Origin of the sequence: Pseudomonas sp. FP2335 (genome assembly GCF_030687535.1) — a bacterium.
In the GTDB taxonomy this organism is placed as follows: domain Bacteria; phylum Pseudomonadota; class Gammaproteobacteria; order Pseudomonadales; family Pseudomonadaceae; genus Aquipseudomonas.
The window spans coordinates 4,700,465-4,726,277 of record NZ_CP117437.1; the positions used below are offsets into that span (position 1 = coordinate 4,700,465).

General features: G+C 60.7%; 25 protein-coding genes. 13 read left to right on the forward strand and 12 right to left on the reverse strand.

The window, feature by feature from the left end; genetic code table 11:
* The 7 genes from PSH81_RS21110 to PSH81_RS21140 form a co-directional block, all read right to left on the reverse strand.
* Positions 1 to 846: a carbohydrate ABC transporter permease gene (locus PSH81_RS21110; RefSeq protein WP_305391428.1), complete on the reverse strand. Its 846-nt coding sequence runs from the start codon at positions 844 to 846 to the stop codon at positions 1 to 3.
* Positions 839 to 1,747, reverse strand: a complete 909-nt coding sequence (locus PSH81_RS21115; RefSeq protein ID WP_192301018.1) for a carbohydrate ABC transporter permease — start codon at positions 1,745 to 1,747, stop codon at positions 839 to 841. The genes PSH81_RS21110 and PSH81_RS21115 overlap by 8 nt, the downstream gene beginning before the upstream one ends.
* A gap of 101 nt (positions 1,748 to 1,848) precedes the next feature.
* Positions 1,849 to 3,135, reverse strand: a complete 1,287-nt coding sequence (locus tag PSH81_RS21120; protein WP_226456223.1) for an ABC transporter substrate-binding protein — start codon at positions 3,133 to 3,135, stop codon at positions 1,849 to 1,851.
* 104 nt (positions 3,136 to 3,239) lie between these two features.
* The gene (locus PSH81_RS21125; protein ID WP_305391429.1) at positions 3,240 to 4,499 is read right to left on the reverse strand and encodes an AGE family epimerase/isomerase; all 1,260 of its coding nucleotides are present in this window, start codon (positions 4,497 to 4,499) and stop codon (positions 3,240 to 3,242) included.
* Positions 4,500 to 4,769: 270 nt separating this feature from the next.
* The gene (locus PSH81_RS21130; protein ID WP_192301015.1) at positions 4,770 to 5,615 is read right to left on the reverse strand and encodes an ATPase; all 846 of its coding nucleotides are present in this window, start codon (positions 5,613 to 5,615) and stop codon (positions 4,770 to 4,772) included.
* Between the two features lie 114 nt (positions 5,616 to 5,729).
* Positions 5,730 to 6,728: an NAD(P)-dependent oxidoreductase gene (locus PSH81_RS21135; RefSeq protein ID WP_305391430.1), complete on the reverse strand. Its 999-nt coding sequence runs from the start codon at positions 6,726 to 6,728 to the stop codon at positions 5,730 to 5,732.
* A 52-nt stretch (positions 6,729 to 6,780) separates the two neighbouring features.
* Positions 6,781 to 7,674 carry a LysR family transcriptional regulator ArgP gene (locus PSH81_RS21140; RefSeq protein WP_192301013.1) on the reverse strand — a complete coding sequence of 298 codons (894 nt, stop codon included), beginning with the start codon at positions 7,672 to 7,674 and terminating at the stop codon, positions 6,781 to 6,783.
* A gap of 99 nt (positions 7,675 to 7,773) precedes the next feature.
* Between PSH81_RS21140 and PSH81_RS21145 the strand changes: the two genes are divergently transcribed.
* The 7 genes from PSH81_RS21145 to PSH81_RS21175 all read left to right on the forward strand — a co-directional run bounded on the left by PSH81_RS21145 (position 7,774) and on the right by PSH81_RS21175 (position 16,074).
* Positions 7,774 to 8,175 (forward strand): ACT domain-containing protein, encoded by a 402-nt coding sequence (locus PSH81_RS21145; protein WP_192301012.1) that lies wholly within the window; start codon positions 7,774 to 7,776, stop codon positions 8,173 to 8,175.
* 5 nt (positions 8,176 to 8,180) lie between these two features.
* On the forward strand, positions 8,181 to 8,780 hold the full coding sequence (locus PSH81_RS21150) for a LysE/ArgO family amino acid transporter (RefSeq protein WP_226456227.1): 600 nt from the start codon (positions 8,181 to 8,183) through the stop codon (positions 8,778 to 8,780).
* Positions 8,781 to 8,958: 178 nt separating this feature from the next.
* Positions 8,959 to 9,555: a superoxide dismutase gene (locus tag PSH81_RS21155; protein WP_192301010.1), complete on the forward strand. Its 597-nt coding sequence runs from the start codon at positions 8,959 to 8,961 to the stop codon at positions 9,553 to 9,555.
* A 525-nt stretch (positions 9,556 to 10,080) separates the two neighbouring features.
* Entirely contained in the window at positions 10,081 to 10,308 is a 228-nt protein-coding gene (locus PSH81_RS21160) for a hypothetical protein (RefSeq protein ID WP_305391431.1), read from the forward strand.
* 524 nt (positions 10,309 to 10,832) lie between these two features.
* Entirely contained in the window at positions 10,833 to 12,884 is a 2,052-nt protein-coding gene (locus tag PSH81_RS21165; RefSeq protein WP_192299389.1) for a bifunctional diguanylate cyclase/phosphodiesterase, read from the forward strand.
* Between the two features lie 127 nt (positions 12,885 to 13,011).
* Positions 13,012 to 14,355, forward strand: coding sequence for an imelysin family protein (locus PSH81_RS21170; protein WP_226456229.1), 1,344 nt, complete (start codon positions 13,012 to 13,014; stop codon positions 14,353 to 14,355).
* A 264-nt stretch (positions 14,356 to 14,619) separates the two neighbouring features.
* Complete coding sequence (locus PSH81_RS21175) at positions 14,620 to 16,074, forward strand: TrkH family potassium uptake protein (RefSeq protein WP_192299391.1); 1,455 nt, start codon at positions 14,620 to 14,622, stop codon at positions 16,072 to 16,074.
* Here PSH81_RS21175 and PSH81_RS21180 read toward each other — a convergent pair.
* Positions 16,031 to 17,089 carry an AraC family transcriptional regulator gene (locus PSH81_RS21180; protein ID WP_305391432.1) on the reverse strand — a complete coding sequence of 353 codons (1,059 nt, stop codon included), beginning with the start codon at positions 17,087 to 17,089 and terminating at the stop codon, positions 16,031 to 16,033. The two genes, PSH81_RS21175 and PSH81_RS21180, sit on opposite strands and share 44 nt — an antisense overlap.
* Positions 17,090 to 17,250: 161 nt before the next feature.
* On the opposite strand from PSH81_RS21180, the gene PSH81_RS21185 reads away from it, so the two are divergent.
* The 4 genes from PSH81_RS21185 (at position 17,251) to PSH81_RS21200 (ending at position 19,396) form a co-directional block, all read left to right on the forward strand.
* On the forward strand, positions 17,251 to 17,562 hold the full coding sequence (locus PSH81_RS21185; RefSeq protein ID WP_192299393.1) for a DUF962 domain-containing protein: 312 nt from the start codon (positions 17,251 to 17,253) through the stop codon (positions 17,560 to 17,562).
* Between the two features lie 12 nt (positions 17,563 to 17,574).
* Positions 17,575 to 17,850: a hypothetical protein gene (locus PSH81_RS21190; protein ID WP_192299578.1), complete on the forward strand. Its 276-nt coding sequence runs from the start codon at positions 17,575 to 17,577 to the stop codon at positions 17,848 to 17,850.
* Between the two features lie 74 nt (positions 17,851 to 17,924).
* A complete protein-coding gene (locus PSH81_RS21195; protein ID WP_305391433.1) occupies positions 17,925 to 18,095 on the forward strand; it encodes a hypothetical protein in 171 nt (56 codons plus the stop codon).
* 104 nt (positions 18,096 to 18,199) lie between these two features.
* Positions 18,200 to 19,396, forward strand: a complete 1,197-nt coding sequence (locus tag PSH81_RS21200; protein WP_226456231.1) for an MFS transporter — start codon at positions 18,200 to 18,202, stop codon at positions 19,394 to 19,396.
* Here PSH81_RS21200 and arfB read toward each other — a convergent pair.
* Positions 19,393 to 19,806: an alternative ribosome rescue aminoacyl-tRNA hydrolase ArfB gene (arfB, locus tag PSH81_RS21205; RefSeq protein ID WP_192299396.1), complete on the reverse strand. Its 414-nt coding sequence runs from the start codon at positions 19,804 to 19,806 to the stop codon at positions 19,393 to 19,395. The genes PSH81_RS21200 and arfB overlap by 4 nt on opposite strands.
* A 243-nt stretch (positions 19,807 to 20,049) precedes the next feature.
* Positions 20,050 to 21,471, reverse strand: a complete 1,422-nt coding sequence (locus tag PSH81_RS21210; RefSeq protein ID WP_192299397.1) for an amino acid permease — start codon at positions 21,469 to 21,471, stop codon at positions 20,050 to 20,052.
* A gap of 628 nt (positions 21,472 to 22,099) precedes the next feature.
* Between PSH81_RS21210 and PSH81_RS21215 the strand changes: the two genes are divergently transcribed.
* A complete protein-coding gene (locus PSH81_RS21215; RefSeq protein ID WP_263864820.1) occupies positions 22,100 to 22,234 on the forward strand; it encodes a hypothetical protein in 135 nt (44 codons plus the stop codon).
* 74 nt (positions 22,235 to 22,308) lie between these two features.
* Positions 22,309 to 23,268, forward strand: coding sequence for a leucyl aminopeptidase (locus PSH81_RS21220; protein WP_305391434.1), 960 nt, complete (start codon positions 22,309 to 22,311; stop codon positions 23,266 to 23,268).
* A 102-nt stretch (positions 23,269 to 23,370) separates the two neighbouring features.
* On the opposite strand, the gene rluB is transcribed toward PSH81_RS21220, so the two are convergent.
* Together rluB and scpB are read right to left on the reverse strand one after the other, a co-directional pair.
* Positions 23,371 to 24,582 (reverse strand): 23S rRNA pseudouridine(2605) synthase RluB, encoded by a 1,212-nt coding sequence (gene rluB / locus PSH81_RS21225; protein WP_192299399.1) that lies wholly within the window; start codon positions 24,580 to 24,582, stop codon positions 23,371 to 23,373.
* Between the two features lie 305 nt (positions 24,583 to 24,887).
* Positions 24,888 to 25,802, reverse strand: a complete 915-nt coding sequence (gene scpB / locus PSH81_RS21230; protein WP_226456233.1) for an SMC-Scp complex subunit ScpB — start codon at positions 25,800 to 25,802, stop codon at positions 24,888 to 24,890.
* Between the last annotated feature and the right edge of the window lie 11 nt (positions 25,803 to 25,813).

A 25,813-nucleotide genomic window follows, 5' to 3' on the forward strand; every position in this document is an offset into this window, starting at 1 on the left:
TTACCCCTTGACCGCGCCGGCCGTGAGGCCGCGCACGAAATACTTGCCTGCGATCACATAGACCAGCAGGGTCGGCAGCCCGGCGATCATCGCCGCCGCCATATCCACGTTATATTCCTTGGCCCCGGTGCTGGTGTTGACCAGGTTGTTCAGCGCCACCGTGATGGGCTGGGAGTCGCCGCTGGAGAACACCACGCCGAACAGGAAGTCGTTCCAGATCTGGGTAAATTGCCAGATCAGGCAGACCATGATGATCGGGGTCGACATCGGCAGAATGATCCGACGGAAGATGGTGAAGAAACCTGCACCGTCCAGGCGTGCGGCCTTGACCAGCGCATCCGGAATGCTCACGTAGTAGTTACGGAAGAACAGCGTGGTGAACGCCAGCCCGTAGACCACATGGATAAACACCAGGCCGGTGGTGGTGCTGGCCAGGCCCATCTTGCCAAGGGTGAACGACGCCGGCAGCAGCACGGTCTGGAACGGCAGGAAGCAGCCGAACAACAGCAAGCCGAAGAACAACTGCGAACCTTTGAAGCGCCAGAACGACAGCACATAGCCGTTCAACGCACCGATGGCGGTGGAGATCAGCACGGCCGGCACAGTGATCTTGATCGAGTTCCAGAAGTAACCGTCGACCGTGGTCCAGGCCTTGACCCAGCCGATGCCGGTGACCACGGTCGGCCAGCTCAGCAGGTTGCCGTTACTGATGTCATCCGGGGTCTTGAAGCTGGTGAGCAACATCACCACCAGCGGCACCAGGTACAGCAGCACCGCGAGGATCAGCACCGCGTAGATCGCGACGCGACTCAAGCTGATGGCAGGTTTGGAAGCGAGACTAGTCATGGCGTTTGGTCCTCAGCTCGGAGTAGAGGTAAGGCACGATGATCGCAAGGATCGCACCGAGCATCAGGATGGCACTGGCCGAGCCCATGCCCATCTGGCCACGGCTGAAGGTGAACGAGTACATGAACATCGCCGGCAGGTCGGACGAGTAGCCCGGCCCACCTGCGGTCATCGCCGCCACCAGGTCGAAGCTCTTGATCGCAATGTGCGCCAGGATCATCACGGCACTGAAGAACACCGGACGCAGGCTGGGCAGCACCACGCTCCAGTAGATGCGCGGCAGGCTCGCGCCATCGATCTGCGCGGCGCGGATGATCGATTGATCAACCCCACGCAGGCCCGCGAGGAACATCGCCATGATGAAACCCGAGGCTTGCCACACCGCGGCGATTACCAGGCAATAGACCACGCGATCCGGGTCGATCAGCCAGTCGAGACGGAAGCCTTCCCAGCCCCAGTCCCGCAGGAGTTTGTCCAGGCCCATGCCCGGGTTGAGCAGCCACTTCCAGGCCGTACCCGTAACGATCATCGAGAGCGCCATCGGGTACAGGTAAATGGTGCGGATAAAACCTTCACGACGGATACGCTGGTCGAGGAACACCGCCAGCAGAACACCAATCACCAGGGTGATGCCGATAAACATGCCGCCAAACAGCGCCAGGTTTTTGCTTGCGACCCACCAACGGTCGTTGTCGAACAGGCGCTCATATTGCGCCAACCCCGCCCACTTGTAGCTGGGCAGGAAAGTGGATGTGGTGAACGACAGCACAAACGTCCACAGGATGTAGCCGTAGAAGCCCACCAGTACGATGAACATGCTCGGCGCCAGCACCAGTTTCGGTAGCCAGCGCTGCAGTGCATCGAACGGCGAGGCTTTGCTGAACACAGCAACAGAACTCATGGGGAAATCCAATGAAAGAGTGAGGGCAGCTGCAAGTTACAAGCTATAAGCGGCAAGAGAGGTTGCAGACCACTTGCAGCTAATAACTTGCAGCTTGTCGCTTACTTGGCCGACTTGATCGCAGCGCCCAGTTTCTTGGCGGTGTCGGCCGGGTCGGCTTTCGGGTCATTGAGGAAGTTGGTCACGACATCAAAGAACGCGCCTTGCACCGCCAGGTTGGTGGCCATGTTGTGCGCCATGCTTGGCTGCAGGCCACCGGTCTTGGCGTCGGCCAGGAAGTCCTTGGCAGCGGTCTGGGCGCAGGAGTCGAAGCCGAGCTTGTCCATGTTGTTCAACATGTCGTTACGCACCGGGATCGAGCCTTTGTTGATGCTGAAGACCTTCTGGAAGTTTTCACCCAGCACGACTTTGGCAATGTCCTGCTGGCCAGCGGCAGTGCCTTTGTCTTTCTGCTTGAACACCGCCAGGGAGTCGATGTTGTAGGTGAAAGCTTTCTCGGTGCCAGGGAAGGCGACGCACTCGTAGTCCTTGCCCGCGACTTTCTTGGCGGCGGTCCACTCGGACTTGGCCCAGTCACCCATGATCTGCATGCCGGCCTTGCCGTTGATGACTTTACCGGCTTCGAGGTTCCAGTCCTGGCCTTTGCCGTCGACGTCCATATAGGTCGCGACTTTTTTCAGCTCGGTGAGCGACTTGACCATTTCCGGGCCCGTCAGCGCAGCGTTGTCCAGGTCGACCAGGGCTTTCTTGTAGCCGTCGGCTCCCATCACCGACAGGACGACGGCTTCGAACACGGTGCTGTCCTGCCAAGGCTGGCCGCCGTGGGCGAGCGGAATGAAACCGGCAGCCTTGAGCTTGTCGCCGGCTGCGTAGAATTCTTCGAGGGTGGTCGGGTTCTTGGTGATGCCGGCTTTCTTGAAGACTTCCGGGTTGATCCACAGCCAGTTGACGCGGTGGATGTTCACAGGTACGGCGACGTAGTCACCGTCGAACTTCACGGTATCGGAGACTTTTTTGTCGAGCAGGGAATCCCACTTTTCGTCTTTGGCCACGCCTTTCAAGACGTCGGTGTCGAGCAGGCCAGTGGACGCCCATTCCTGGATGTCGGGACCTTTGATCTGGGCAACGCCGGGCGGGTTGCCCGCAACTGCGCGGCTTTTCAGCACAGTCATGGCCGTGGCACCACCGCCACCAGCGACGGCACCGTCTTTCCAGGTGAAACCGTCTTTCTCAACTTGGGCCTTCAGGACATCCACTGCCGCTTTCTCACCGCCAGAGGTCCACCAATGCACCACTTCAACCGTACCTTTGGAGTCGGCGGCAAATGCACTGAGGGGAAACAACGAGGCAATGGAAATAGCGACGGCGAGGCGATTAATCGCGTTCATCTGAGTACCTTTTTTTGTTGTTATGCATGCAAGTCTAGAGCTTGCGCTGCACGGAGTTTAAACATGGATATTTAGGGCGCAGGTAACAAAGGGACGTACAAATGTCACCAGCTGGTGACATAAGACCCCGCCCCCAATGCACTGGCCATGCTTGGCGCCAACGGTAGCGCAGGCAGCAGCACCGCTTGCCAGGCATGGTACAGGTCCGGCTTGCCAGCCCAGATCGTGCTGCTGGGTTGGTTGCGCGGGCTGAGCTCGTGGTGCCAGCTGCCGTGGATGCGGTCGATGAAATGGGTTTCGCAGAACTCCCAGAAACGCCGATACCAGGTTTCGTAGTGCAACTCACCGGTGCGTTTGAGCAAGGCCTGAGCTGCGGCGCTGGCTTCGGCGTGGGTCCAGTGCAGGCGCTCACGCACCACCGGGCGCTGGTTCCAGTCCAGGGTGTAGACGATGCCGGGCGCACCATCGACCGCCCAAGCGTATTCGCAGGCGCTGGCGAACAGGCCTTTGGCGTCGGTCAACAACCAGTCCGGCGTGACCAACCCAGCGCGCAGGCGCGAGGCCTCCAGGTGCAGCACCAGCCGCGCCCACTCGAACCCATGGCCAGGAGTGATGCCGTAGGGGCGGAAGCCGTCGGCGCGATTGTCTTCGTTGTAATCCAGCAGGGGCTGCCAGTGGGCGTCGAAATGTTCGATCACCATGTACTGGTTGCCGGCGGCGTGGGTATGGATCACCCGCTCGACGATCCGCAGCGCACGGTCCAGCCAACGCGTGTCACCGGTTACATCGGCCAGGGCGAGGAAGGCCTCGGTGGCGTGCATGTTGCTGTTGGCGCCGCGATAGGCTTCGACGCCACTCCAATCCTGGGCAAAGGTTTCGAGCATGACGCCCTCCTCCTCGTTCCAGAAGCACTGGTCGATGATGTGGATCGCGTCGTTTAGCAGGGCCTGGGCACCGGGAACGCCGGCCACCACCGCGGAGCTGGCAGCCAGGGCGACAAAGGCGTGCAGGTAAGCAGCCTTGCCACGGTTGCCATCGAGGGCGCGGGGCGTGGCGAACCAGCCACCGTGCTGCGCATCCTTCAGCGGACCATTGAGGGCCGCGACACCGTGGGCCACCCACTCGGCGTAACCCGGCAGGCCAAGGGCGTAGGCCATGGCAAAGCTGTGGGTCATACGGGCAGTGTTCATGGTTTCGGCGTGGGCATCGGCCGGCAATTGGCCTCTGTCGTCCAGGTTGCCGAAACCGTCGGGCAGGCGCGCGGCCTTGGCGAATGCCAACAGACGCTGGCCTTCGGCGGCAAGCCAGGCGTGATGGGCAGGCGCGTTCAGCCAACTGCTGGCAGGCAGTGGTTGGGTGGTCATGGGTGGCCCTTATTATTGTTTATGGGGTGACCGGAGTCTAAACAAGGGGGCCGTGGGGGCAAGTAACGAAGGGGATGGGAAATGTCACCAGGCGGTGACAATGAGACCAAGAGCACTATTTAACTCCTGGCCCCAGTGCAAAATGTGGGAGCGGGCTTGCTCGCGAAAGCAGTGGGTCAGTCAACGGATTCATTGGCTGATTCAACGCTTTCGCGAGCAAGCCCGCTCCCACATTTGGATCGGTTTACACGCCTGTTGTCTCAGGTGTGATCACTGCCCCAGCGGGGTGACCCTGGCCGGTGCATTCAGTTGCTGCTGCAGGTTCTGCACCTGGCTCTGCAAGGTGGTGATGTTGCGGGTGGTCTGGATGCGGAACACATCAAACTCTTTATTGGTCGGCGCATCGCTGCTGGCCGGCTGGTTTTCCTGGGCGCTCTTGAGCACCACCAGGTCCTGCTCCAGACGAGCAATGGCCGCGCTTGGGTTGCCTTGTTTCTTCAGTGCAGCCACATCGGCGGCCAGCTCCTTGAACTCGGCATCGCGCTTGGCCGCCTCACCTTGTGCCGCCTTCAAGCCTGCCACGGCGTCGGTCAAGGCCTGCACCTGGCCTTGCAGCTTGCTGTTGGCGCTCGACAGTTCGGTGGTGCTGGCGGTCATGGTCGCCAGGCGCTTGTCGAGCTCGGTGGCCTGGCCGGCCACGCCGACCTGCTGCTTGCCCTGCTCCAGCAACTGGGTCTCCAACTGGCGGATCTGCAACTTCAACGCTTCACTGCCGTTGTTCACACTGGCCTCACTGGCGACGACCTTGCCGGAAATATCCTGCAGGCGCCCCGCCGCTTCTTCGCTGATGCGCGCAAAGCTTTCCTGGGTGGCGACCAGTTGCTGCCCCATCAGGGAAATCTGCTGGAAGCTCCACCAGGCCAGCCCGGCGAAGGCGAAGAGCAGCGCGCCGATCAGGGCCCACAATGGCCCGGTGCTGGCGCTCTTGACCTTGACCACCTTTGTGTTGCGCGAACGCACCGAGGTGGCGGGAGTCGGTTCGAAATCATCGTCATCCCCTACATCGGCGCGCAGGCTGGGAACGTCGTCGAAATCGTCTTTGGCATCGTTACGCATGAATCAACCCTGAATCGGTGAGGTGGCGAGCGACGGGAGTATAAACCGCAGTCCTGTCGCTCTGATCGACCCGGAACCACGAATTCGGTTCCCGATGTGTTGCCTGTTGTGACCTTACTTGAGCCCCGAATCCTGGGCCTTCCACCAGCTGCAGAACTCGTCGAGGGCGGTCCATAGGCTGACCTTGGGCTCGTAGTCCAGATAATGCCTGGCACGGCTGATGTCGAGGGTGAAATCTTTGTTCATCACTTGCATGCCCAGGCGCGACAGCGCCGGTTCCGGGCGGCCGGGCCATATCGCGCAGAACGCTTCGTTCAACGCCGCAACGCCGTAGGACAAACCGTAGGACCGGTAACACTTCACCTGCGGCAGTTCCATTTGACGCATCACATAGTTCACCACATCCCACACCGGCACCGGGGCACCGTTGCTGATGTTGTAGGCCTTGCCCAACGCCGAACCTGTGGCGAGCAAACTGCTGAGCAGCGCTTCGTTGAGGTTGTGCACGCTGGTGAAATCAACTTTGTTCAAACCGTCGCCGACGATGGCCAGGCGGTTCTTGCGCTGCATTTTCAACAGGCGCGGGAAGATACTCATGTCGCCGGCGCCCGTCACGAAACGCGGGCGCAGCGCCAGCACTTCGAGGCCAAACTCCTGGGCGCCGAACACCTTCTGCTCGGCCAGGTATTTGGTCGCGGCGTAAGGATGCTTGAAACGCTTGGGGACTTGCTCTTCGGTCAACCCCAGGTGGTCGCGCCCATCAAAGTAGATCGACGGCGACGACAGGTGCACCAACCGGCCGACACGCTGTTTAAGGCAGGCCTCGACGACGTTTTCAGTCACCAGCACATTGCCCTGGTAGAAGTCCTGATACTTGCCCCACAACCCGACGGCGCCCGCGCAATGCACCACGGCTTCAACGTCGCGGCACAGTTCGCGTACCAGGTCGGCATCATTCAAATCACCCTGGATAAACTCGGCACCGCGCCTGACCAGGTGCTCCACACCTTCGGCGCGTCGCCCGTTGACCCGCACGTCGAGGCCCTGCTCCAGAGCGAAACGCGCAAAGCGTCCGCCGATGAAGCCGCTTGCGCCGGTGACCAGAATTTTCATGTATTACCCCATGTTCTTTCATTTTTCATCGCTGTTGCCTTGACGCCCGCTGTCAGTCCAACGGCACCAGCCATTGGCCACACGCCTGGGCCAGATGGTCGGTCAACAAGCCCAGCAGTTGCCCGCCACTGCGCCAATGATGCCAGTACAGCGGCACATCGATGGGCTTATCTGGCAATAACTCCACCAGCACGCCCTTTTCCAACTGGTCGCGCACCTGTAATTCCGGCACTAGGCCCCAACCGAGCCCGGCCTCCGTCAGGCGGATGAAGCCTTCGGAAGATGGGCATAAATGGTGTTCGAAACCACCGTCCACACCAAGCGAAGCCAGGTAACGGTGTTGCAGGAAATCATCCGGACCGAACACCAGCGCCGGAGTGCGCGCCAGTTGATCGGCACGTACCCCTCCGGGAAAGTGCCGGGCGATAAACGCCGGACTGGCCAGCGCACGATAGCGCATGGCGCCGAGCAACAAGCTGCGGGCCCCGGCTACCGGGCGCTCGCTGGCGCAGATACAGGCCGCCACTTCACCGGCGCGCATGCGTTTGAGGCCGACGGTCTGATCCTCCACCACCAGGTCCAGCAGCAAATGCTGCTCGGCGCAAAACGCGCTGACCGCCTCGGCCCACCAGGTGGCAAGGCTGTCGGCGTTCAAGGCGATGCGCAGGCGTTCGGGCATGCCCTCTGCGTCCAGCGCCGGCACCTGGCTTTGCAGGTCGCGCTCCAGCAGGCGCACCTGTTGCACATGGTTAAGCAGGCGCCGGCCGATGTCGGTGGGCGTCGGCGGCGTGGCTCGCACCAGCACCGGCTGGCCGATGCGTGCTTCAAGCAGCTTGATGCGCTGGGAAATCGCCGATTGCGACAACCCCAGCACCTGGGCGCCGCGTTCAAAGCCGGCCTGTTCCACCACCGCTGCCAGGGCGGAAAGCAATTTATAGTCGAACATCAGTTTCTCTAATGAGCGATCAGCAATATTGGTTTTTCTTATACAGCTTCGCCCGTGAGAATGACCAGCATTGCTTCTCTCTATTCAAGGAATTCTCACATGACTGGCGAAACCGCCCTGGCGACCCTGCTAAGTAGCATGAGCCCGCAGTTGAATGACGGCGACTATGTGTTCTGCACCCTGCCCGACCACCGCATCCCGGCGGGCTGTGAAGTGATCGGCAGCTTTCGCGAACAGGAAGGCCTGACGCTGATTGTCAAGCGCGAGCAAGCCGAACAGGCAGGATTGCAGTTCGACTACGTGGCCGCCTGGATCACCTTGAACGTGCATTCGTCCCTGGAGGCTGTCGGCCTCACCGCCGCCTTTGCCAGCGCGCTGGGCCAGGCCGGAATCAGCTGCAATGTGATTGCCGGCTATTACCACGATCACCTGTTCGTCGGCCGCGCCGATGCCGAGCGTGCCTTGCAGGTATTACGGCAACTGGCGGCGGACGCGGAGTAAATCCTATGTGGCAAAGCTATGTGAACGGCCTGTTGGTGGCCCTCGGTTTGATCATGGCCATCGGCACCCAGAACGCCTTTGTGCTGGCGCAAAGCCTGCGCCGCGAACACCATTTGCCCGTCGCGGCGTTGTGCGTGGTATGCGACGCGTTGTTGGTGGCCGCGGGGGTGTTCGGCCTGGCCACGGTGCTGGCGCAAAACCCGCTGCTGCTGGCGATTGCCCGCTGGGGCGGCGCGGCATTCCTGTTGTGGTATGGCACCCTGGCACTGCGTCGGGCATTTTCGAGCCAAAGCCTGGAGCAGGGCGGCAACCTCAAGGTGCGTTCGTTGCGCGCGGTGATGCTCAGTGCCTTGGCGGTGACGCTGCTCAATCCCCATGTGTATCTGGACACGGTATTGCTGATCGGCTCACTGGGCGCGCAACAAACCGAACCCGGTGCCTACGTGGCCGGGGCGGCCAGTGCGTCCTTCCTGTGGTTCGCCACCCTGGCCCTCGGTGCGGCATGGTTGGCGCCGTGGCTGGCACGCCCGGCCACCTGGCGCCTGCTGGACCTGTTGGTGGCGGTGATGATGTTCAGCGTGGCCTATCAATTGATCGCCGCCTGACGAATATTCCAAAACGCTCTGGAACCTCTATCCCACACAGTTGTTGCGTGGTTTTGCCGCCCCCCCGGTGCTATGATCCGGACCCTGCGCCGCAAAGAGTACAAACTCCCCGGCGCTTGTTTGGCCGCCCGTGATCGGCCTTGCGCTCACCGCAACTGACCTGATTAGGAGAATCATCATGGCTTTCGAATTGCCGCCGCTGCCCTACGCACACGATGCCCTGCAGCCGCACATCTCCAAGGAAACCTTGGAATTCCACCACGACAAGCACCACAACACCTATGTCGTGAACCTGAACAACCTGGTGCCAGGCACCGAGTTCGAAGGCAAGACCCTGGAAGAGATCGTCAAGTCCTCTTCGGGCGGCATCTTCAACAACGCTGCCCAGGTCTGGAACCACACCTTCTACTGGAACTGCCTGGCGCCAAACGCCGGCGGTCAACCAACCGGCGCGCTGGCTGAAGCCATCAACGCTGCGTTCGGTTCGTTCGACAAGTTCAAGGAAGAGTTCACCAAGACCTCCGTCGGCACCTTCGGTTCCGGTTGGGGCTGGCTGGTGAAAAAGGCTGACGGTTCCCTGGCCCTGGCCAGCACCATCGGCGCCGGCAACCCGCTGACCAGCGGCGACACCCCGCTGCTGACCTGCGACGTGTGGGAACACGCCTACTACATCGACTACCGCAACGCGCGTCCAAAGTATGTGGAAGCGTTCTGGAACCTGGTCAACTGGAAGTTCGTGGCTGAGCAGTTCGAAGGCAAGACCTTCACTGCCTAAGCAGCCCTTGCAGTAAAAAAAGCCCGGCAATGCAGGCTGTGTGAAAACGCAGCCCACGCCGGTCTAAAGCAAATGCCCCGACTTGTCGGGGCATTTGCTTTTGCGGTTTCGGATAGCAAAAAGGGCTTTTCAGCCCATCAACTCCATCATTTTTCGCACACCCAACACGTTTATGGCTCTTTTCAGGTTGTACACCTGCATCGCTAGCGCCATTTCCGTTCGTGTTCCGTCGAGTTGGCGAAACAGGAACCGGGCATTTTTTCGGGAATGAGTTCGTCCAGTGAGACTGGAAACAGAATGCCTTGGATACGGTCTTCACCTTGGATGTAGCGCATAAGAAAAATGCCCGTATCTTTCGATACGGGCATTTTTCTTAAACCGGGCGGCAGATTGCTAGGTTTTCACACAGCCTGAATTGCCGGGCTTTTTCATGGTTAGCGCAAACCCCACGAGGAACTCTCACAGCGTCAGCCGCCACTTATTCGGTGAGGGGATACGCCCCCTTAACCTATCGGAGAAATCACAATGACAATAAGCGCAGCCTCCGCAATCTCGCTGGGTGGCGATCTATTGAAAGCCGCAATTCCTGTCGTTGGCGAAGTGGTAAAAGCTATTGCACCACTGATCCAACCCTTTGCCGACGCAGTAGCAAAGAAAATCGGCGCAGAGAGTCCAAAGAGCGAATCCAGCGAACCGATACAGTTTGCCGCCCTGACCAACAAGGCTAAGCAGACGATCAGTTTCATTAATTAAACGATAGCGCCAGGGCAGGAGCGGGACCGCTCCTGCTCCTGCGGCTTTTGACTCCGCTATCGCACGGGGCATGCCAGGGAATATGTGGGCTTAACGCTTCACGGCATTCGCCAACATTTGGAGGCCTATTTGCTCCAGTACGTTATTGCGATTGTTGCTGCCCCCAAAGTTGATTGTTGGATTTGACTGCCCTAGACCCGCCCCCCCCAAGACTGCGCCCATCGCGCCTTTTACGACCTGCTCGCCAACATCCCCTAACATTTTCAAACCCTGCCCAACCACAGGGGCTGCAGCCGCAGCCACTGCAGGCAACGCTATGCCTGCCAATGCCGTCAACATAAATAAGTACTCCAGTATTCAACGAGAGGCTCATTCCCCTCACCGCGTGGGTGGCAATTTCCGCGAGCTGGGTTCCACTTTTCTCAACATTTCCCGCTTAACCGAATGTCCCTTTGACTGCCACCCTCAGATTGCCAATACTCATGGCATATTGAGGCTACCCGCATGGAACAAGGAATCCCCCTTTGAAGCTGGAACTCAAAAACAGCTTGTCGGTGAAGTTGCTACGGGTCGTGCTGCTGTCGGCCTTGGTCGTGGGTGTAGCGCTGAGCGTGGCGCAGATCGTCTTTGATGCCTACAAAACGCGCCAGGCCGTGGCCAGCGATGCCCAGCGCATCCTCGACATGTTCCGCGACCCCTCGACCCAGGCCGTCTACAGCCTGGACCGCGAGATGGGAATGCAGGTCATTGAGGGCCTGTTTCAAGACGATGCGGTACGCATGGCGTCCATCGGCCATCCCAACGAAACCATGCTCGCGGAAAAAAGCCGCGCCCTGCAGCAATCCCCCAGCCGTTGGCTGACCGACCTGATTCTTGGCCAGGAACGCACGTTCACCACGGCATTGGTGGGCAAAGGTCCCTACAGCGAGTACTACGGCGACCTGAGCATCACCCTCGACACCGCCACGTACGGCAAGGATTTTATTGTCAGCTCGGTGATTATCTTTATCTCCGGAGTGCTTCGGGCCCTGGCGATGGGCCTGGTGTTGTACCTGGTCTACCACTGGCTGCTGACCAAGCCGTTGTCGCGGATCATCGAGCACCTGACGTCGATCAACCCGGACCGGCCCAGCGAACACAAGATCCCCCAGCTCAAAGGCCATGAACGCAATGAACTGGGGCTGTGGATCAATACCGCCAACCAGTTGCTCGAATCCATCGAGCGCAACACCCACCTGCGTCACGAGGCCGAGAGCAGCCTGCGGCGCATGGCGCAGTACGACTTCCTGACCGGGTTGCCCAATCGCCAGAAGCTGCAGGAACAACTGGACAAGATCCTCATCGACGCCGGCCGCCGGCAGCGCCGCGTGGCGGTGTTGTGCGTGGGCCTGGACGACTTCAAGAGCGTCAACGAGCAGTTCACCTACCAGGCCGGCGACCAATTGCTGCTGGCCCTCGCCGACCGTTTGCGCGCCCATAGCGGCCGCCTCGGCGCCCTCGCCCGCCTGGGGGGCGACCAGTTCGCCCTGGTGCAGGCCGACATCGACCAACCCTACGAAGCCGCGGAGTTGGCACAAAGCATCCTCGATGACCTCGAAGCGGAATTCGCCCTCGACCACGAACAGATCCGCCTGCGCGCCACTATAGGCATCACCCTGTTTCCGGAAGATGGCGACAGCACCGAGAAGCTGCTGCAAAAAGCCGAACAGACCATGACCCTGGCCAAGAGCCGGTCACGCAACCGCTACCAGTTCTATATCGCCAGCGTCGACAGCGAAATGCGCCGCCGCCGCGAACTGGAAAAAGACCTGCGCGACGCCTTGAGTCGCAACCAGTTCCACCTGGTGTACCAACCGCAAATCAGCTACCGCGACCACCGTGTGGTGGGCGTCGAAGCGTTGATCCGCTGGCAGCACCCGGAACATGGCCTGGTGCCGCCTGACTTGTTCATCCCATTGGCCGAACAGAACGGCACCATCATCGCGATTGGCGAATGGGTACTGGACCAGGCCTGCCGGCAGTTGCGCGAATGGCATGACCTGGGTTTCACCGAGTTGCGCATGGCGGTCAACCTGTCCACCGTGCAGTTGCACCACACCGAGTTGCCGCGAGTGGTCAACAACCTGATGCAGATCTACCGCCTGCCGCCGCGCAGCCTGGAGCTGGAAGTCACCGAAACCGGCCTGATGGAAGACATCAGCACCGCCGCCCAACACCTGCTGAGCCTGCGCCGCTCCGGAGCGTTGATCGCGATTGACGACTTCGGCACCGGCTATTCATCCCTCAGTTACCTGAAAAGCCTCCCCCTGGACAAGATCAAGATCGACAAGAGCTTCGTCCAGGACCTGCTGGATGACGACGACGATGCCACCATCGTGCGGGCGATTATCCAGTTGGGTAAAAGCCTGGGCATGCAGGTGATCGCCGAAGGCGTGGAAACCGCGGAACAAGAGGCCTACATCATCTCCGAGGGTTGCCATGAGGGGCAGGGCTATCACTACAGCAAACCGCTGCCGGCGCGGGAATTGGCCGCGTATCTGAAACAGTCAGAGCGCAATAACGCCGCGATTCTTTGAACCGAGAAAACGATACTGAATATTTCCCGCGTTTAAGCCTTTACACAAAATGCAAATCTTTCGCATTATGTCGCAGTTTTGCGCTCCCCCCGCGCGCCCTATCAACAACCGAAGCAGGATGTTCGCCATGATTCGTATGCCCCTGGCCACCGCCAGTCTGCTGGCCATTGCCATTTCTCTCGCCGGTTGCGGCGAAGGTAAAGACAAGGCCGCCGCGCCACAGGCGCCGACCCCGGCTGCCAGCACTACCGCTCCAGCGGCTGCCACCCCTGCCGGCCAAGTCGACGAAGCAGCTGCCAAGGCCGTGGTCGCGCATTACGCTGACATGGTGTTCGCGGTCTACAGCGACGCCGAATCCACCGCCAAAACCCTGCAGACCGCCATCGACGCGTTCCTCGCCAAGCCGAACGACGAAACCCTGAAAGCCGCCCGCGCGGCCTGGGTTGCCGCACGCGTCCCGTACCTGCAGAGCGAAGTGTTCCGCTTCGGCAACACCATCATCGACGACTGGGAAGGCCAGGTGAACGCATGGCCGCTGGACGAAGGCCTGATCGACTACGTCGACAAGTCCTACGAACACGCCCTGGGTAACCCAGGCGCGACCGCCAACATCGTCGCCAACACCGAAGTCCAGGTCGGCGAAGACAAGGTCGACGTGAAGGAAATCACCCCGGAAAAACTTGCCAGCCTCAACGAGCTGGGCGGTTCCGAAGCCAACGTCGCCACCGGCTACCACGCCATCGAATTCCTGCTCTGGGGCCAGGACCTGAACGGCACCGGCCCTGGCGCCGGCAACCGCCCAGCATCGGACTACCTGACCGGCGACGGCGCTACGGGCGGCCACAACGAGCGTCGCCGCGCCTACCTGAGCGCCGTGACCCAGCTGCTGGTGAGCGACCTGGAAGAAATGGTCGGCAACTGGAAGCCAAACGTCGCCGACAACTACCGCGCCACCCTGGAGGCTGAACCGGCCACCGACGGCCTGCGCAAAATGCTGTTCGGCATGGGTAGCCTGTCCCTCGGCGAACTGGCTGGTGAGCGTATGAAAGTGTCCCTGGAAGCCAACTCGCCGGAAGACGAGCAGGACTGCTTCAGCGACAACACCCACAACTCGCACTTCTACGACGCCAAGGGCATCCGCAACGTCTACCTGGGCGAATACACCCGCACCGACGGCACCAAGCTGACCGGCGCCAGCCTGTCGTCCCTGGTGGCCAAGGTCGACCCGGCTGCCGACAGCGCGCTGAAGGCAGACCTGGCAGCGACCGAAGCGAAGATCCAAGTCATGGTTGACCACGCCAACAAGGGTGAGCACTACGACCAGTTGATCGCGGCCGGTAACGATGCGGGCAACCAGATCGTACGTGACGCCATCGCGGCGCTGGTCAAGCAGACCGGTTCGATCGAAGCGGCGGCGGGCAAGCTGGGCATCAGCGACCTGAACCCGGACAACGCTGATCACGAGTTCTGATCAACGCCGAGTTGAATGAGGCGGCCTTCGGGTCGCCTTTTTAATGCCTGCATCAAACACCACAAACCCCATGTGGGAGCGGGCTTGCTCGCGAATGCGCTGTATCAGTCACTGGATATTTGGCTGACCCACCGCATTCGCGAGCAAGCCCGCTCCCACACAAGCCCACTCCCACATTTGCTCGGTATCGCCTGAAGGGGCCGGTTTACAAGACCTGCACCCCAGGTAGAATGGCGCCTCTGCCCAATCACCCGAGCTCACTTCATGGCGTTGCCGACCCTACGCATCATCGGTTTCATCATCGGCATCTTCCTGATCACCCTCGCAATTGCCATGGTGGTGCCCATGGCCACCCTGGTGATCTTCGAACGCACCCGCGACCTGCCCTCGTTCCTGTGGGCCAGCATGATCACCTTTCTCGCCGGCCTGGCCCTGGTCATCCCCGGCCGCCCCGAACACGTGCACCTGCGCCCACGGGACATGTACCTGCTCACCGTCACAAGCTGGGTAGTGGTATGCATCTTTGCCGCGCTGCCGTTCCTGCTGACCCAGCACATCAGCTACACCGACTCGTTTTTCGAAAGCATGTCCGGCATCACCGCCACCGGCTCCACCGTATTGAGCGGGCTGGATAGCATGTCGCCGGGCATCCTGATGTGGCGCTCGCTGCTGCACTGGCTCGGCGGTATCGGCTTTATCGGCATGGCAGTGGCGATCCTGCCGCTGCTGCGCATCGGTGGCATGCGTCTGTTCCAGACCGAATCCTCGGACCGCTCGGAAAAGGTCATGCCGCGCTCACACATGGTGGCGCGCCTGATCGTGGCGGCGTACGTGGGCATCACCATCCTGGGCAGCCTGGCGTTCTGGTGGGCCGGCATGGGTTTGTTCGATGCGATCAACCACGCGATGTCGGCGATTTCCACCGGCGGCTTCTCCACCTCCGATGAGTCGCTGGCCCACTGGAAACAACCGGCGGTGCACTGGGTCGCGGTGGTGGTGATGATCCTCGGCAGCCTGCCGTTCACCCTGTATGTCGCCACGTTACGCGGCAACCGCAAGGCGCTGGTCAAGGATCAGCAGGTGCAGGGCTTGCTCGGCTTGCTGTTGGTAACCTGGCTGGTGCTCGGCACCTGGTACTGGTGGACCACCGACCTGCATTGGCTGGACGCCCTGCGCCACGTGGCGCTGAACGTTACCTCGGTGGTGACCACTACAGGTTTTGCACTGGGGGACTACAGCCTGTGGGGCAACTTCTCACTGATGCTGTTTTTCTACCTGGGCTTTATCGGCGGCTGCTCCGGCTCCACGGCGGGCGGGATCAAGATCTTCCGCTTCCAGGTCGCCTACATCCTGCTCAAGGCCAACTTGAACCAATTGATTCACCCTCGCGCGGTGATCAAGCAGAAGTACAACGGCCACCGTCTCGACGAAGAAATCGTACGCTCGATCCTGACTTTTTCGTTCTTCTTCGCCATCACCATCTGCGCCATCGCCCTTGCACTGTCGCTGCTCGGCCTGGACTGGATGACCGCGCTGACCGGCGCTGCCAGCACGGTGTCCGGCGTCGGCCCGGGCCTGGGGGAAACCATCGGCCCGGCCGGCAACTTCGCCAGCCTGCCGGATGCGGCCAAGTGGATCCTGTCGCTCGGCATGCTGCTCGGCCGACTGGAGATCATTACGGTCTTTGTTCTGTGTATTCCGGCGTTTTGGCGCCACTGACCGTCGACGCTTCGAGCAACCGCGTCCGGTATTCACCGGGCGTGGCATCGAACCAGCGACGGAAGGCGCGGAAGAAATTGCTCGGGTCGGCAAACCCCAACAGGTAGGCAATTTCCAGCAAGGTCATGCTCGGTTGCGCCAGGTATTGCTCGGCCAGTTCGCGACGGGTGTCATCAAGCAGGGTCTGAAAACTGGTGCCCTCCTCCTGCAATCGCCGTTGCAGGGTGCGCTGGGACAGGTGCAGCGTCTGCGCCACCACTTCGCGCTTGGGCTCACCCTGGGGCAACAGGCGGCACAGCACCTGCCGGGCCTTGTGGGTCACGCGGCTTTCCGAGAAGCGCGCCAGGTACTCACCGGCAAACCGATCATGCAGCAGCGCCATGGCCTCGTTGGCGGTGGGCAGTGGCGCCTCCATGTCGGCCTGCTCGAAAATCAGTGCATCGTAGGCCGCGTTGAATTCCAGCGGGGCATGGAAGGCTTGTTTGTACGGCCCCAGGTCCACCGGGTGATCGCCTTGCAACAGCACTTTACGCGGCTGCAGGGTGCGGCCGCTGAGCCAGCCGCACATCGCCAGAGCACTGGCCAGCGAGGCTTCGGCGCTTTGCCGGGTGGGCGGCAGGTGATCGCCATGCACCGTCAGAATCAGTGCATAGCCTTCAGGTAGCAGGCGGAAACTCAGGTCGGCACTTTCGGCAATGATCCGCTGGTAACGCACCAGGCGCATAAACCCCTCGGCCAGCGTGTTGCTCGACATCAACGCATACCCGGCCACATGAAACGAGGCCGGGCGCACCACCTTGCCCATGTTCAGACCAATTGCCGGGTTGCCGGACAGTTCCACCGCACGCTGCCACAGGCGGGTCATGGAGTCTTGCGCAAACCGTGCATCGGGGTCATTCAGGGCGGCGTAATCCAGGCCCAGTTGCTTGAACAGCGTCCGGCAGTCCAGGCCATCCATTTCCAATGCCTTGACTATCCCCATCGCCCAGCTTGCAGAAGTTGTTCGTTCGCTCATGGCGTCTTCTTAATAAAGCAGGCTTAAACGGCAGCCAGGAAAGCCAAGGATACTAAAGTGGCATCTATTGTCACTGGCCGTTACCACTGATCACTCTAGACTCAAATAAGCTCCCCGCCGAACATCTGTTGGGCGGCACAACAATCAAAGGGCCGGCAATCGTGGAAAATATCAAGCAATTCAATAGCTTTGCTGAGTTCTACCCGTATTACCTGGGCGAGCATGCCAACAGTACCTGCCGGCGCCTGCATTTCATCGGCACCACCCTGGTGATCGGCATCCTGGCCTATGCCATTGGTCGGGGCTCATTGGCGTTGCTGCTGGCCATACCGATTGCCGGCTACAGCTTTGCCTGGATCGGCCACTTCTTCTTCGAAAGGAACCGCCCGGCGACCTTCAAGCACCCGTTCTACAGCTTATTGGGGGATTTCGTGATGTATCGCGACATGATCCTTGGCAAAGTCCCGTTCTAGACGTGTGACCCCATGTCACTTGCGTTAAATGATCAAAGTTCTGACATCCGCCGACAGAAAAATCTTTTTGTCATTTGCAGTGCTGTATCCTGCCAAGGCTTTTTGAGAGCGCGGAATCACCTGCGATTGAAAAAACAGACCTTGCGAGGAGCGACGACGATGCACGAGATACCTAATCTCCCCTTCCCAAGCCTGCACGAAACTGAGCAGCCAACACCGCAGCAGGCCAGCCCAAAGCAGCCTGAGGCCAAAGAAGCAAAACCAGTCGACGGCAAAAGCCAGGGCTGACGCCGTACCAGACCGTGTGGAAAGCGCAGCTTTGCGCGCTTTCCACACTGCCTGAATAGACCTGGATAGACGCCATGACAGATACCCCGGATACCGCCGTCCTCGACGCTGCCTTGCAGATGGTCGACGTCTGGAACCGCCTCAGCGCGGACAAACAAGCCCTGCTGCTCAAGCGCTTTGGCACCCAGGAAAACGCCTTGGCCGCCCTGGTCACCACCCAATTGCTCGCCCCGCCCAAGTCCTGACGTCTTTCTGATCTGACGTTTTTGGAATTTACCACCCTGCGTGGGTCAAACCATCGGTATCATTAGCAGCCTATCTTTACCTGCTGCGACTGTGGACCTCTCCCATGCCAGATACCCAGCGCCCCATGGCGGTCACGCTGCAAGTTGTTTCCATCGTGTTGTTTACCTTTATCGGCTACCTGAATATCGGCATCCCCCTCGCCGTATTGCCCGGCTATGTCCACAGTGAACTGGGCTACGGCGCCGTTATCGCCGGCCTGGTGATCAGCTTGCAATACCTGGCCACCCTGCTGAGCCGCCCGTATGCCGGCAAAATCATCGACAACCTGGGCAGCAAGCGCGCGGTATTGATCGGGTTGGTCGGCTGTGGTCTGAGCGGTGTGTTCATGCTGCTGGCCGCTTGGTTTTCCAGCCTGCCGGCGATCAGCCTGGGCAGCCTGCTCATCGGGCGCCTGGTGCTGGGCAGCGCGGAAAGCCTGGTGGGCTCTGGCGCCATCGGCTGGGGCATCGGCCGTGTCGGCGCGGCCAATACGGCCAAGGTCATTTCGTGGAATGGTATCGCCAGCTATGGTGCACTGGCCGTCGGCGCACCGTTGGGCGTGTTGCTGGTGAAAAGCCTGGGCCTGTGGAGCATGGGCGTCAGCATCATCCTGCTCGCCGTCATCGGCCTGCTGCTGGCCTGGAAGAAGGAAGCCGCGCCCATCGTCGCCGGCGTGCGCCTGCCGTTCATGAACGTGCTGGGCCGCGTACTGCCCCACGGTTGCGCGCTGGCGCTGGGCTCGATCGGATTCGGCACCATCGCCACCTTTATCACCCTGTATTACACCACCCAGCACTGGGACAACGCGGTGTGGGCCCTGAGCCTGTTCGGCGCGAGCTTTATCGGTGCGCGCCTGTTGTTTGGCAACTTGATCAACCGCATCGGCGGCTTTCGCGTGGCGATTGCCTGCCTGTCGGTGGAGATCCTTGGCCTGCTGCTGTTATGGCTGGCGCCGGACGCCAACCTGGCCCTGGCGGGTGCAGCATTGAGCGGCTTCGGTTTTTCCCTGGTGTTTCCGGCGCTGGGCGTGGAGGCGGTCAACCTGGTACCCGCCTCCAGCCGTGGCTCGGCGGTGGGCGCCTACTCGTTGTTCATCGACTTGTCCCTGGGGATCACCGGACCGCTGGCTGGGGCGGTCGCGGCCGGCTTTGGCTTTGCATCGATCTTCCTGTTCGCCGCCCTCGCTGCCCTCGGTGGCTTGCTGCTCAGCGTTTACCTGTACCGCCAGGCGCCCAAGGCCCGCGAAACGCGCGGCGACTAAAAGTCGACCTTGCCGCGCCCGGCCTTGATGTTGCCGCGCTTGGTCTTGGATTCGAGGCGACGCTTTTTCGAGCCCAGCGTCGGCTTGGTCGGGCGGCGCTTCTTCTCGACCTTGGTGGCACTGAGGATCAACTCCACCAGACGCTCCAGCGCATCCGCGCGGTTCTGCTCCTGGGTCCGATACTGCTGGGCTTTCAACACCAGCACGCCGTCGCTGGTGATGCGGCTGTCACGCAGAGCCAGCAGCCGCTCCTTGTAGAACTCCGGCAACGACGACGCAGGGATGTCAAAACGCAGGTGCACCGCGCTCGATACCTTGTTGACGTTCTGCCCACCGGCGCCCTGGGCGCGAATGGCGGTCAGCTCGATCTCGGCATCGGGCAAGTGCACATTGTTGGAAATCACCAGCATCAATCAAACACCCTAAGCAACGGACAAGCCCAACTCGGACAACAACATCGACGCCTGGGCTTTGGAAATCACGGCGCCTTTGAACAGTTTGGCATCATTGAGGCGAAAACCGCTCAAATCCAAGCCGATCAGGCCTAAAGGACCGCTGTGCCGGTCAGGCATTAAAACGAGGCGCGAGTCTAACCTGCCAGCGCCCACAAAAAACCCGGCAAAGCGCCGGGTTCCGTGTTTTCAGGCGTTGGCTTATTTCAACGCCGCATTCGCCGAGGCTTGCACCGCTTCGGCACTGCGCTTGTTCTTGATGCCATAACACACCGCCATAAACGCCACCCACACAGGGATCGCGTACACCGACACCTGGATGCCCGGGATCATCAGCATCACCACCAGGATAAACGCCACGAACGCCAGGCAGATGTAGTTGCCGTACGGGTACCACAGCGCCTTGAACAGCGGCACCTGGCCGGTGCGGTTCATGTGCTGGCGGAACTTGAAGTGCGAGAAGCTGATCATCGCCCAGTTGATCACCAGCGTGGCCACGACCAACGACATCAGCAGTTCCAGCGCGTGCTGCGGGATCAGGTAGTTCATCAGCACCGCCACCAGGGTCACCGCCGCCGAGGCGAGGATCGAACGCACCGGCACGCCGCGCTTGTCGATCTTGGCCAGCGCTTTGGGTGCATCGCCCTGCTCGGCCATGCCCAGCAGCATACGGCTGTTGCAGTACGTGCCGCTGTTGTACACCGACAGTGCCGCGGTCAGGACCACGAAGTTGAGGATGTGCGCAGCGGTGTTGCTGCCGAGCATCGAGAACACTTGCACGAACGGGCTGCCGCTATAGGCATCGCCGGACGCGTTGAGGGTGGTCAACAGGCTGTCCCACGGGGTCAGCGACAGCAGCACAACCAGCGCGCCGATGTAGAAAATCAGGATGCGGTAGATCACCTGGTTGATCGCTTTCGGGATCACGGTGCGTGGCTGGTCGGCTTCGGCAGCGGTGAAGCCGAGCATTTCCAGGCCACCGAAGGAGAACATGATGATCGCCATGGCCATCACCAGGCCGCCAACGCCGTGGGGGAAGAAGCCGCCGTGTTCCCACAGGTTGCTCACCGAAGCTTGCGGGCCGCCGCTGCCGCTGACCAGCAGGTAGCTGCCCAGGGCGATCATGCCGACAATGGCCACCACCTTGATGATCGCGAACCAGAACTCGGCCTCACCGAAGACTTTGACGTTGGCCAGGTTGATCAGGTTGATCAGCACGAAGAACGCCGCCGCCGAGACCCAGGTCGGGATCTCCGGCCACCAGTAATGCACGTATTTGCCGACGGCCGTCAGCTCCGACATGCCCACCAGGATGTACAGGATCCAGCAGTTCCAGCCCGACAGGAAGCCGGCGAAACCGCCCCAGTACTTGTGGGCAAAGTGGCTGAAGGAACCGGCGACCGGCTCTTCGACAATCATTTCGCCAAGCTGGCGCATGATCATGAAGGCGATGAAGCCGCAGATGGCATAGCCCAGGATCATCGACGGGCCGGCGGATTTGAGCACCCCGGCCGAGCCGAGGAACAGGCCGGTACCGATGGCGCCACCGAGGGCGATCAGCTGGATATGACGATTTTTCAGGCCGCGTTTCAGCTCGCCTGAAGAGGAATGGGGTCCACTCATGAAAAGGGTCTCACGCAAGGTTTGATGATGTTGAATACACGTAGCTGCCGTGAATCTCGACTCAAGCAGCCCCGCTCAAACCCCAGCGCAGGCACCAGGAGTACAGCGTCGTTCTAAGGGTCATGCGTCACCTGTTTGTTTTTATCTGTGACGAAATCGAACCCGTCCGGCTCGTAGCCAAACGGAGTGATCAGGGTAGGCAAACCCTGAGGTCTTGGCCTTTCGCGTGGTTGCGCAAGGAGGGGTCACAGTAAAACGCGGCGCATTGTACACCGCTCGACTGCTTGGGGCCGCTCTCGAATGGTGCGTGCGACGAACTGTCAGGTATTTCTTACGGCAACCGCTACGCCAATGAACCCGCCACAGACCCGTAAATTTATCGTTACAGCGCGGAAAACCTACGTTACGGCTGTCAGTTTTAGAAAAATTGGCGGTCGCCGATTGGTTCAAAATCAGCACCGCCAGCCTGCTGTATTTCCTCAGGAAAAAATCCCCATGAAAAACCGCAACAAAAATCGCCAATGGAACCGTGTCATTAAATTTTTTGCTTTCTGAAACACTCTCTCCTAGGTTCAAACCACTTGCCGGTCGGCAAGCCATTCCGAAAATGCCTTCAAGGAGAGACAGCATGCACACACTGGAAAACGCTCTGGAAACCGAACTGCAACTCGACGATTGGTTTGAAGCCCCTACCCATGAGGCCGCCGTGGAAATGATGCAAGCCGACGCCGTGGTGCCGTTTGGCACCGCGATGTGGCCGTAACGCCCGACAGGCTCCCGGCAGGTGCTGTGCACGGCACCTGCCCTCCTTACCCAAGGCACACAAGGACACCCGTCATGGACAAGGCCCGCGCTGTCGAACACTTTCTTTACTACCTCGCCCACCACCCGGCCCTCACCGGCCTGAACTGCCCCACCGTACTGCTGGGCCACACCGCGCGATATGAGGCGATTGCCTTGGCCATCACCCACGCCAGCGCGGCGCGTTTCAACTTCCAGGTGCAGCGCCTGGATCTGGCCAACAGCGAGACCCTGGCCCAGGCCATCGAAACCTGCGACCTGTACCTGTTCCTGTACGACTCGTCGACACTGCCCAACCCCAGCGCCCAAGGCCCGGCGTTTATCCGCGACCTGCAAGGGGTGATGGCGGAGCACTGGCAGAAGTCCCTGCTGTTCAAGGATTACGGCGACTACTTCTACGACACCTTCAGCGTCGAGCCCCAGCGCATCGCCGACCTCAACGCCACGCTGATCCGGCGCCTGTCCCAGGCCCAGGTGCTGAGCTTTACCGACAAGCACGGTTCACGCCTTCAGGCGCCGCTGAGCAGCGTGCGCAAGTGGACCAATATCAACGGCGTCGGCAACCACGACCTGGCGCCCGGCGAAATCGCCACCCACAGCGAAGCCATCAATGGCCAGGTACGGTTTGTCGGTACTTTCCTCAGCACCATCCCGTTTGCGCGCAAGTACGGCGTGCTGCAATCGCCACTGCAGTTGTGGATCGAAAATTCGACGGTGTGCAGCGTGGCCAGTGATGTGCCGGGGCTGGTGGAGGATTTCAACAAGTACCTGAACGCCAACCCGTCGAACCGGCGCGTGGAGGAATTGGGGATTGGCACCAATGAAGGGGTCAAGGATCTGTATGCGCGCAATGCGGGCTTCGAGGAGCGCCACTGCGGCTTGCACCTGGGCTTGGGCGGCGGGCAGAAAGGCAGCCACCATCTGGACCTGATCTTCGCCAGCGGGGTGTTGGCACTGGATGACAAGCCGGTGTTTGATGGCAGCTTTGCCTTCTGAATCCCGCTATCAGCAACGCTGGGGAGCCCCCACACACATTTTTTGAATGGCAAAAAAAAACGCCAACCCGAGGGTTGGCGTTTTCAGGCCGCGCTTAAAACATCACTGCGGCTTCTTGCGACCAAAACCAGGACGCTGGCCCGAACCGGCCGGCGCGCCACGGCGCTTGCCCGACGGCTCGTCCGCGACCAGTTTCGGGCCAGGGCGCTTGTTCGCCGCCGGCTTGGCTGGACGCTTGGTGCTGGCGTTGTCGGCCGGGCGCTCGGCTTCACCACGGTTGCTGCGACCACCCGTCGGAGCCGGACGCGGTGCACGTGGAGCGCGCTCGCCTTCCTGACGCGATGGCGCGGTTGGGCGGCGCTCGCCTTCGATGTGCGGCTCACGGGAGATACGACCGCCGGTGGCCGGTGCATTCAACGCTGGGCGCAGCGTGCGCGCAACACGCTCGGTACGCGCCACAGGACGCGACGATTTACGCTGCATACGCTCAAGCTTGTCTTTGCTCTTGGCGTTCATCTGCGGCATGGCGACCGGCGTCAGGCCGACTTCGGCGCTGAGAATGTCGACTTCGTACTGGCTCATTTCGCGCCAGCGGCCCATCGGCAGGTCGGAGTTCAGGAACACCGGGCCGAAACGCACGCGCTTCAGGCGGCTGACCACCAGGCCCTGGGATTCCCACAGGCGACGGACTTCACGGTTACGGCCTTCCATCACCACGCAGTGGTACCAGTGGTTGAAACCTTCGCCGCCTGGAGCCTGCTTGATGTCGGTGAACTTGGCCGGGCCGTCTTCGAGGACCACACCGGCTTTCAAGCGCTCGATCATCTCGTCATCGACTTCGCCACGTACACGCACGGCGTATTCGCGGTCCATCTCATAGGACGGGTGCATCAGGCGGTTGGCCAGTTCACCGTCGGTGGTGAACATCAGCAAGCCAGTGGTGTTGATGTCCAGGCGCCCGATGTTGATCCAACGGCCTTCTTTAGGCTTGGGCATCTTGTCGAACACGGTCGGACGGCCTTCCGGGTCGTCACGGGTGCAGATCTCGCCATCGGGCTTGTTGTACATGATCACGCGGCGCACCGATTCGGCGGCCTCTTCACGCTTGATGACCTTGCCATCAATGGTGATTGCATCGTGCAGGTCGACGCGCTGGCCGAGGGTAGCCTCGACGCCGTTGACCTTGATGCGCTTCTGGGTGATCCAGGCTTCGACGTCGCGGCGCGAGCCCACGCCGATACGCGCCAGCACCTTTTGCAGTTTTTCGCCTGCTGGGCCGATTTCCTGGCTGTCGTTCTGGTCTTTGTCGTTCATCTTAAGCACCTCCCGGTGGGTCGATTCAGGCGTGGCCTGAAGAGTGTTGAAAGCGGGGTCTAGGCCGAAGAGGTCGGCGAAGGGTCGCGAATCATACGCGTATGCTGCGCGTTGCGCATCAGAGACTAGTTGATAAAGGCAAAGTCGCTGGCCTTGCGCCGACCAGTGGCCCACAGCAGATCAACATGTGGGAGCGAGCTTGCTCGCGAATGCGGTGTGTCAGTTACCACATAAGTCAACTGATAGACCGCTTTCGCGAGCAAGCCCGCTCCCACAGGGGGTTCAGCAGTGTTTGCGGGATTGGGTCAGTCTTCGAATTCGCGTCGCTCAGCTTCGATGGCTTCGGCCAATGCACGGGCTTCGGCTTCTTCGTCGCTCAAGGCCGGTTGTTCGAGGGCGGCGACGGCGGCCAGGAGTTTTTCGCGGGCTTGGGCAACGCCGAGGATGTCTTCCTCGGGTTCGGGTTCGGGTTCAGCAATCTCTGCGGCCTCAGGCTCAACGGCACCATCACGCAACAAATCATCAAAGTCAGTCTTGATGCCCTGCTCCATGTCGTCCAATTCCAGCAACAAGGTGTGGAAGCTGGTTTCGTCCTTCGGCTCTTCCGGCTCGGCGCTGGCATCGGCCAGCTCTTGCAGGCTGGCGGGCACAGGTGCGTCGTCGAAGTCCAGCACCGGGTCCGGCTCCATCTCGCGCAGTTCGGCCAACGGCGGCAAGTCATCGAGGTTTTTCAGGTTGAAGTGGTCGAGAAACACCTTGGTGGTTGCAAACATCGCCGGTTTGCCGGGCACGTCGCGGTAGCCGACGATGCGAATCCACTCGCGCTCCAGCAGGGTCTTGACGATATGGCTGTTGACCGCCACGCCCCGTACGTCCTCGATCTCGCCCCGGGTGATCGGTTGGCGATAGGCGATCAGCGCCATGGTCTCCAGCATCGCCCGCGAATAACGCTGCGGGCGCTCTTCCCACAGTCGGCCGACCCACGGGGAAAACTTCTCACGGATCTGCAAGCGATAGCCTGACGCAACTTCGCGCAATTCAAAGGCTCGGCCATCGCAGGATTTGCGCAGAATCTCCAGCGCCTTCTTGAACACCGGCGGCTCAGGGCGCTCGGCTTCTTCAAACAGTTCGAACAGGCGCTCCAACGATTGGGGCTTACCCGAGGCCAGTAGAAAAGCCTCCAGGAGCGGGGCCAGTTCGCGGGGTTCAGTCAGATTCATCGATTCAGCTC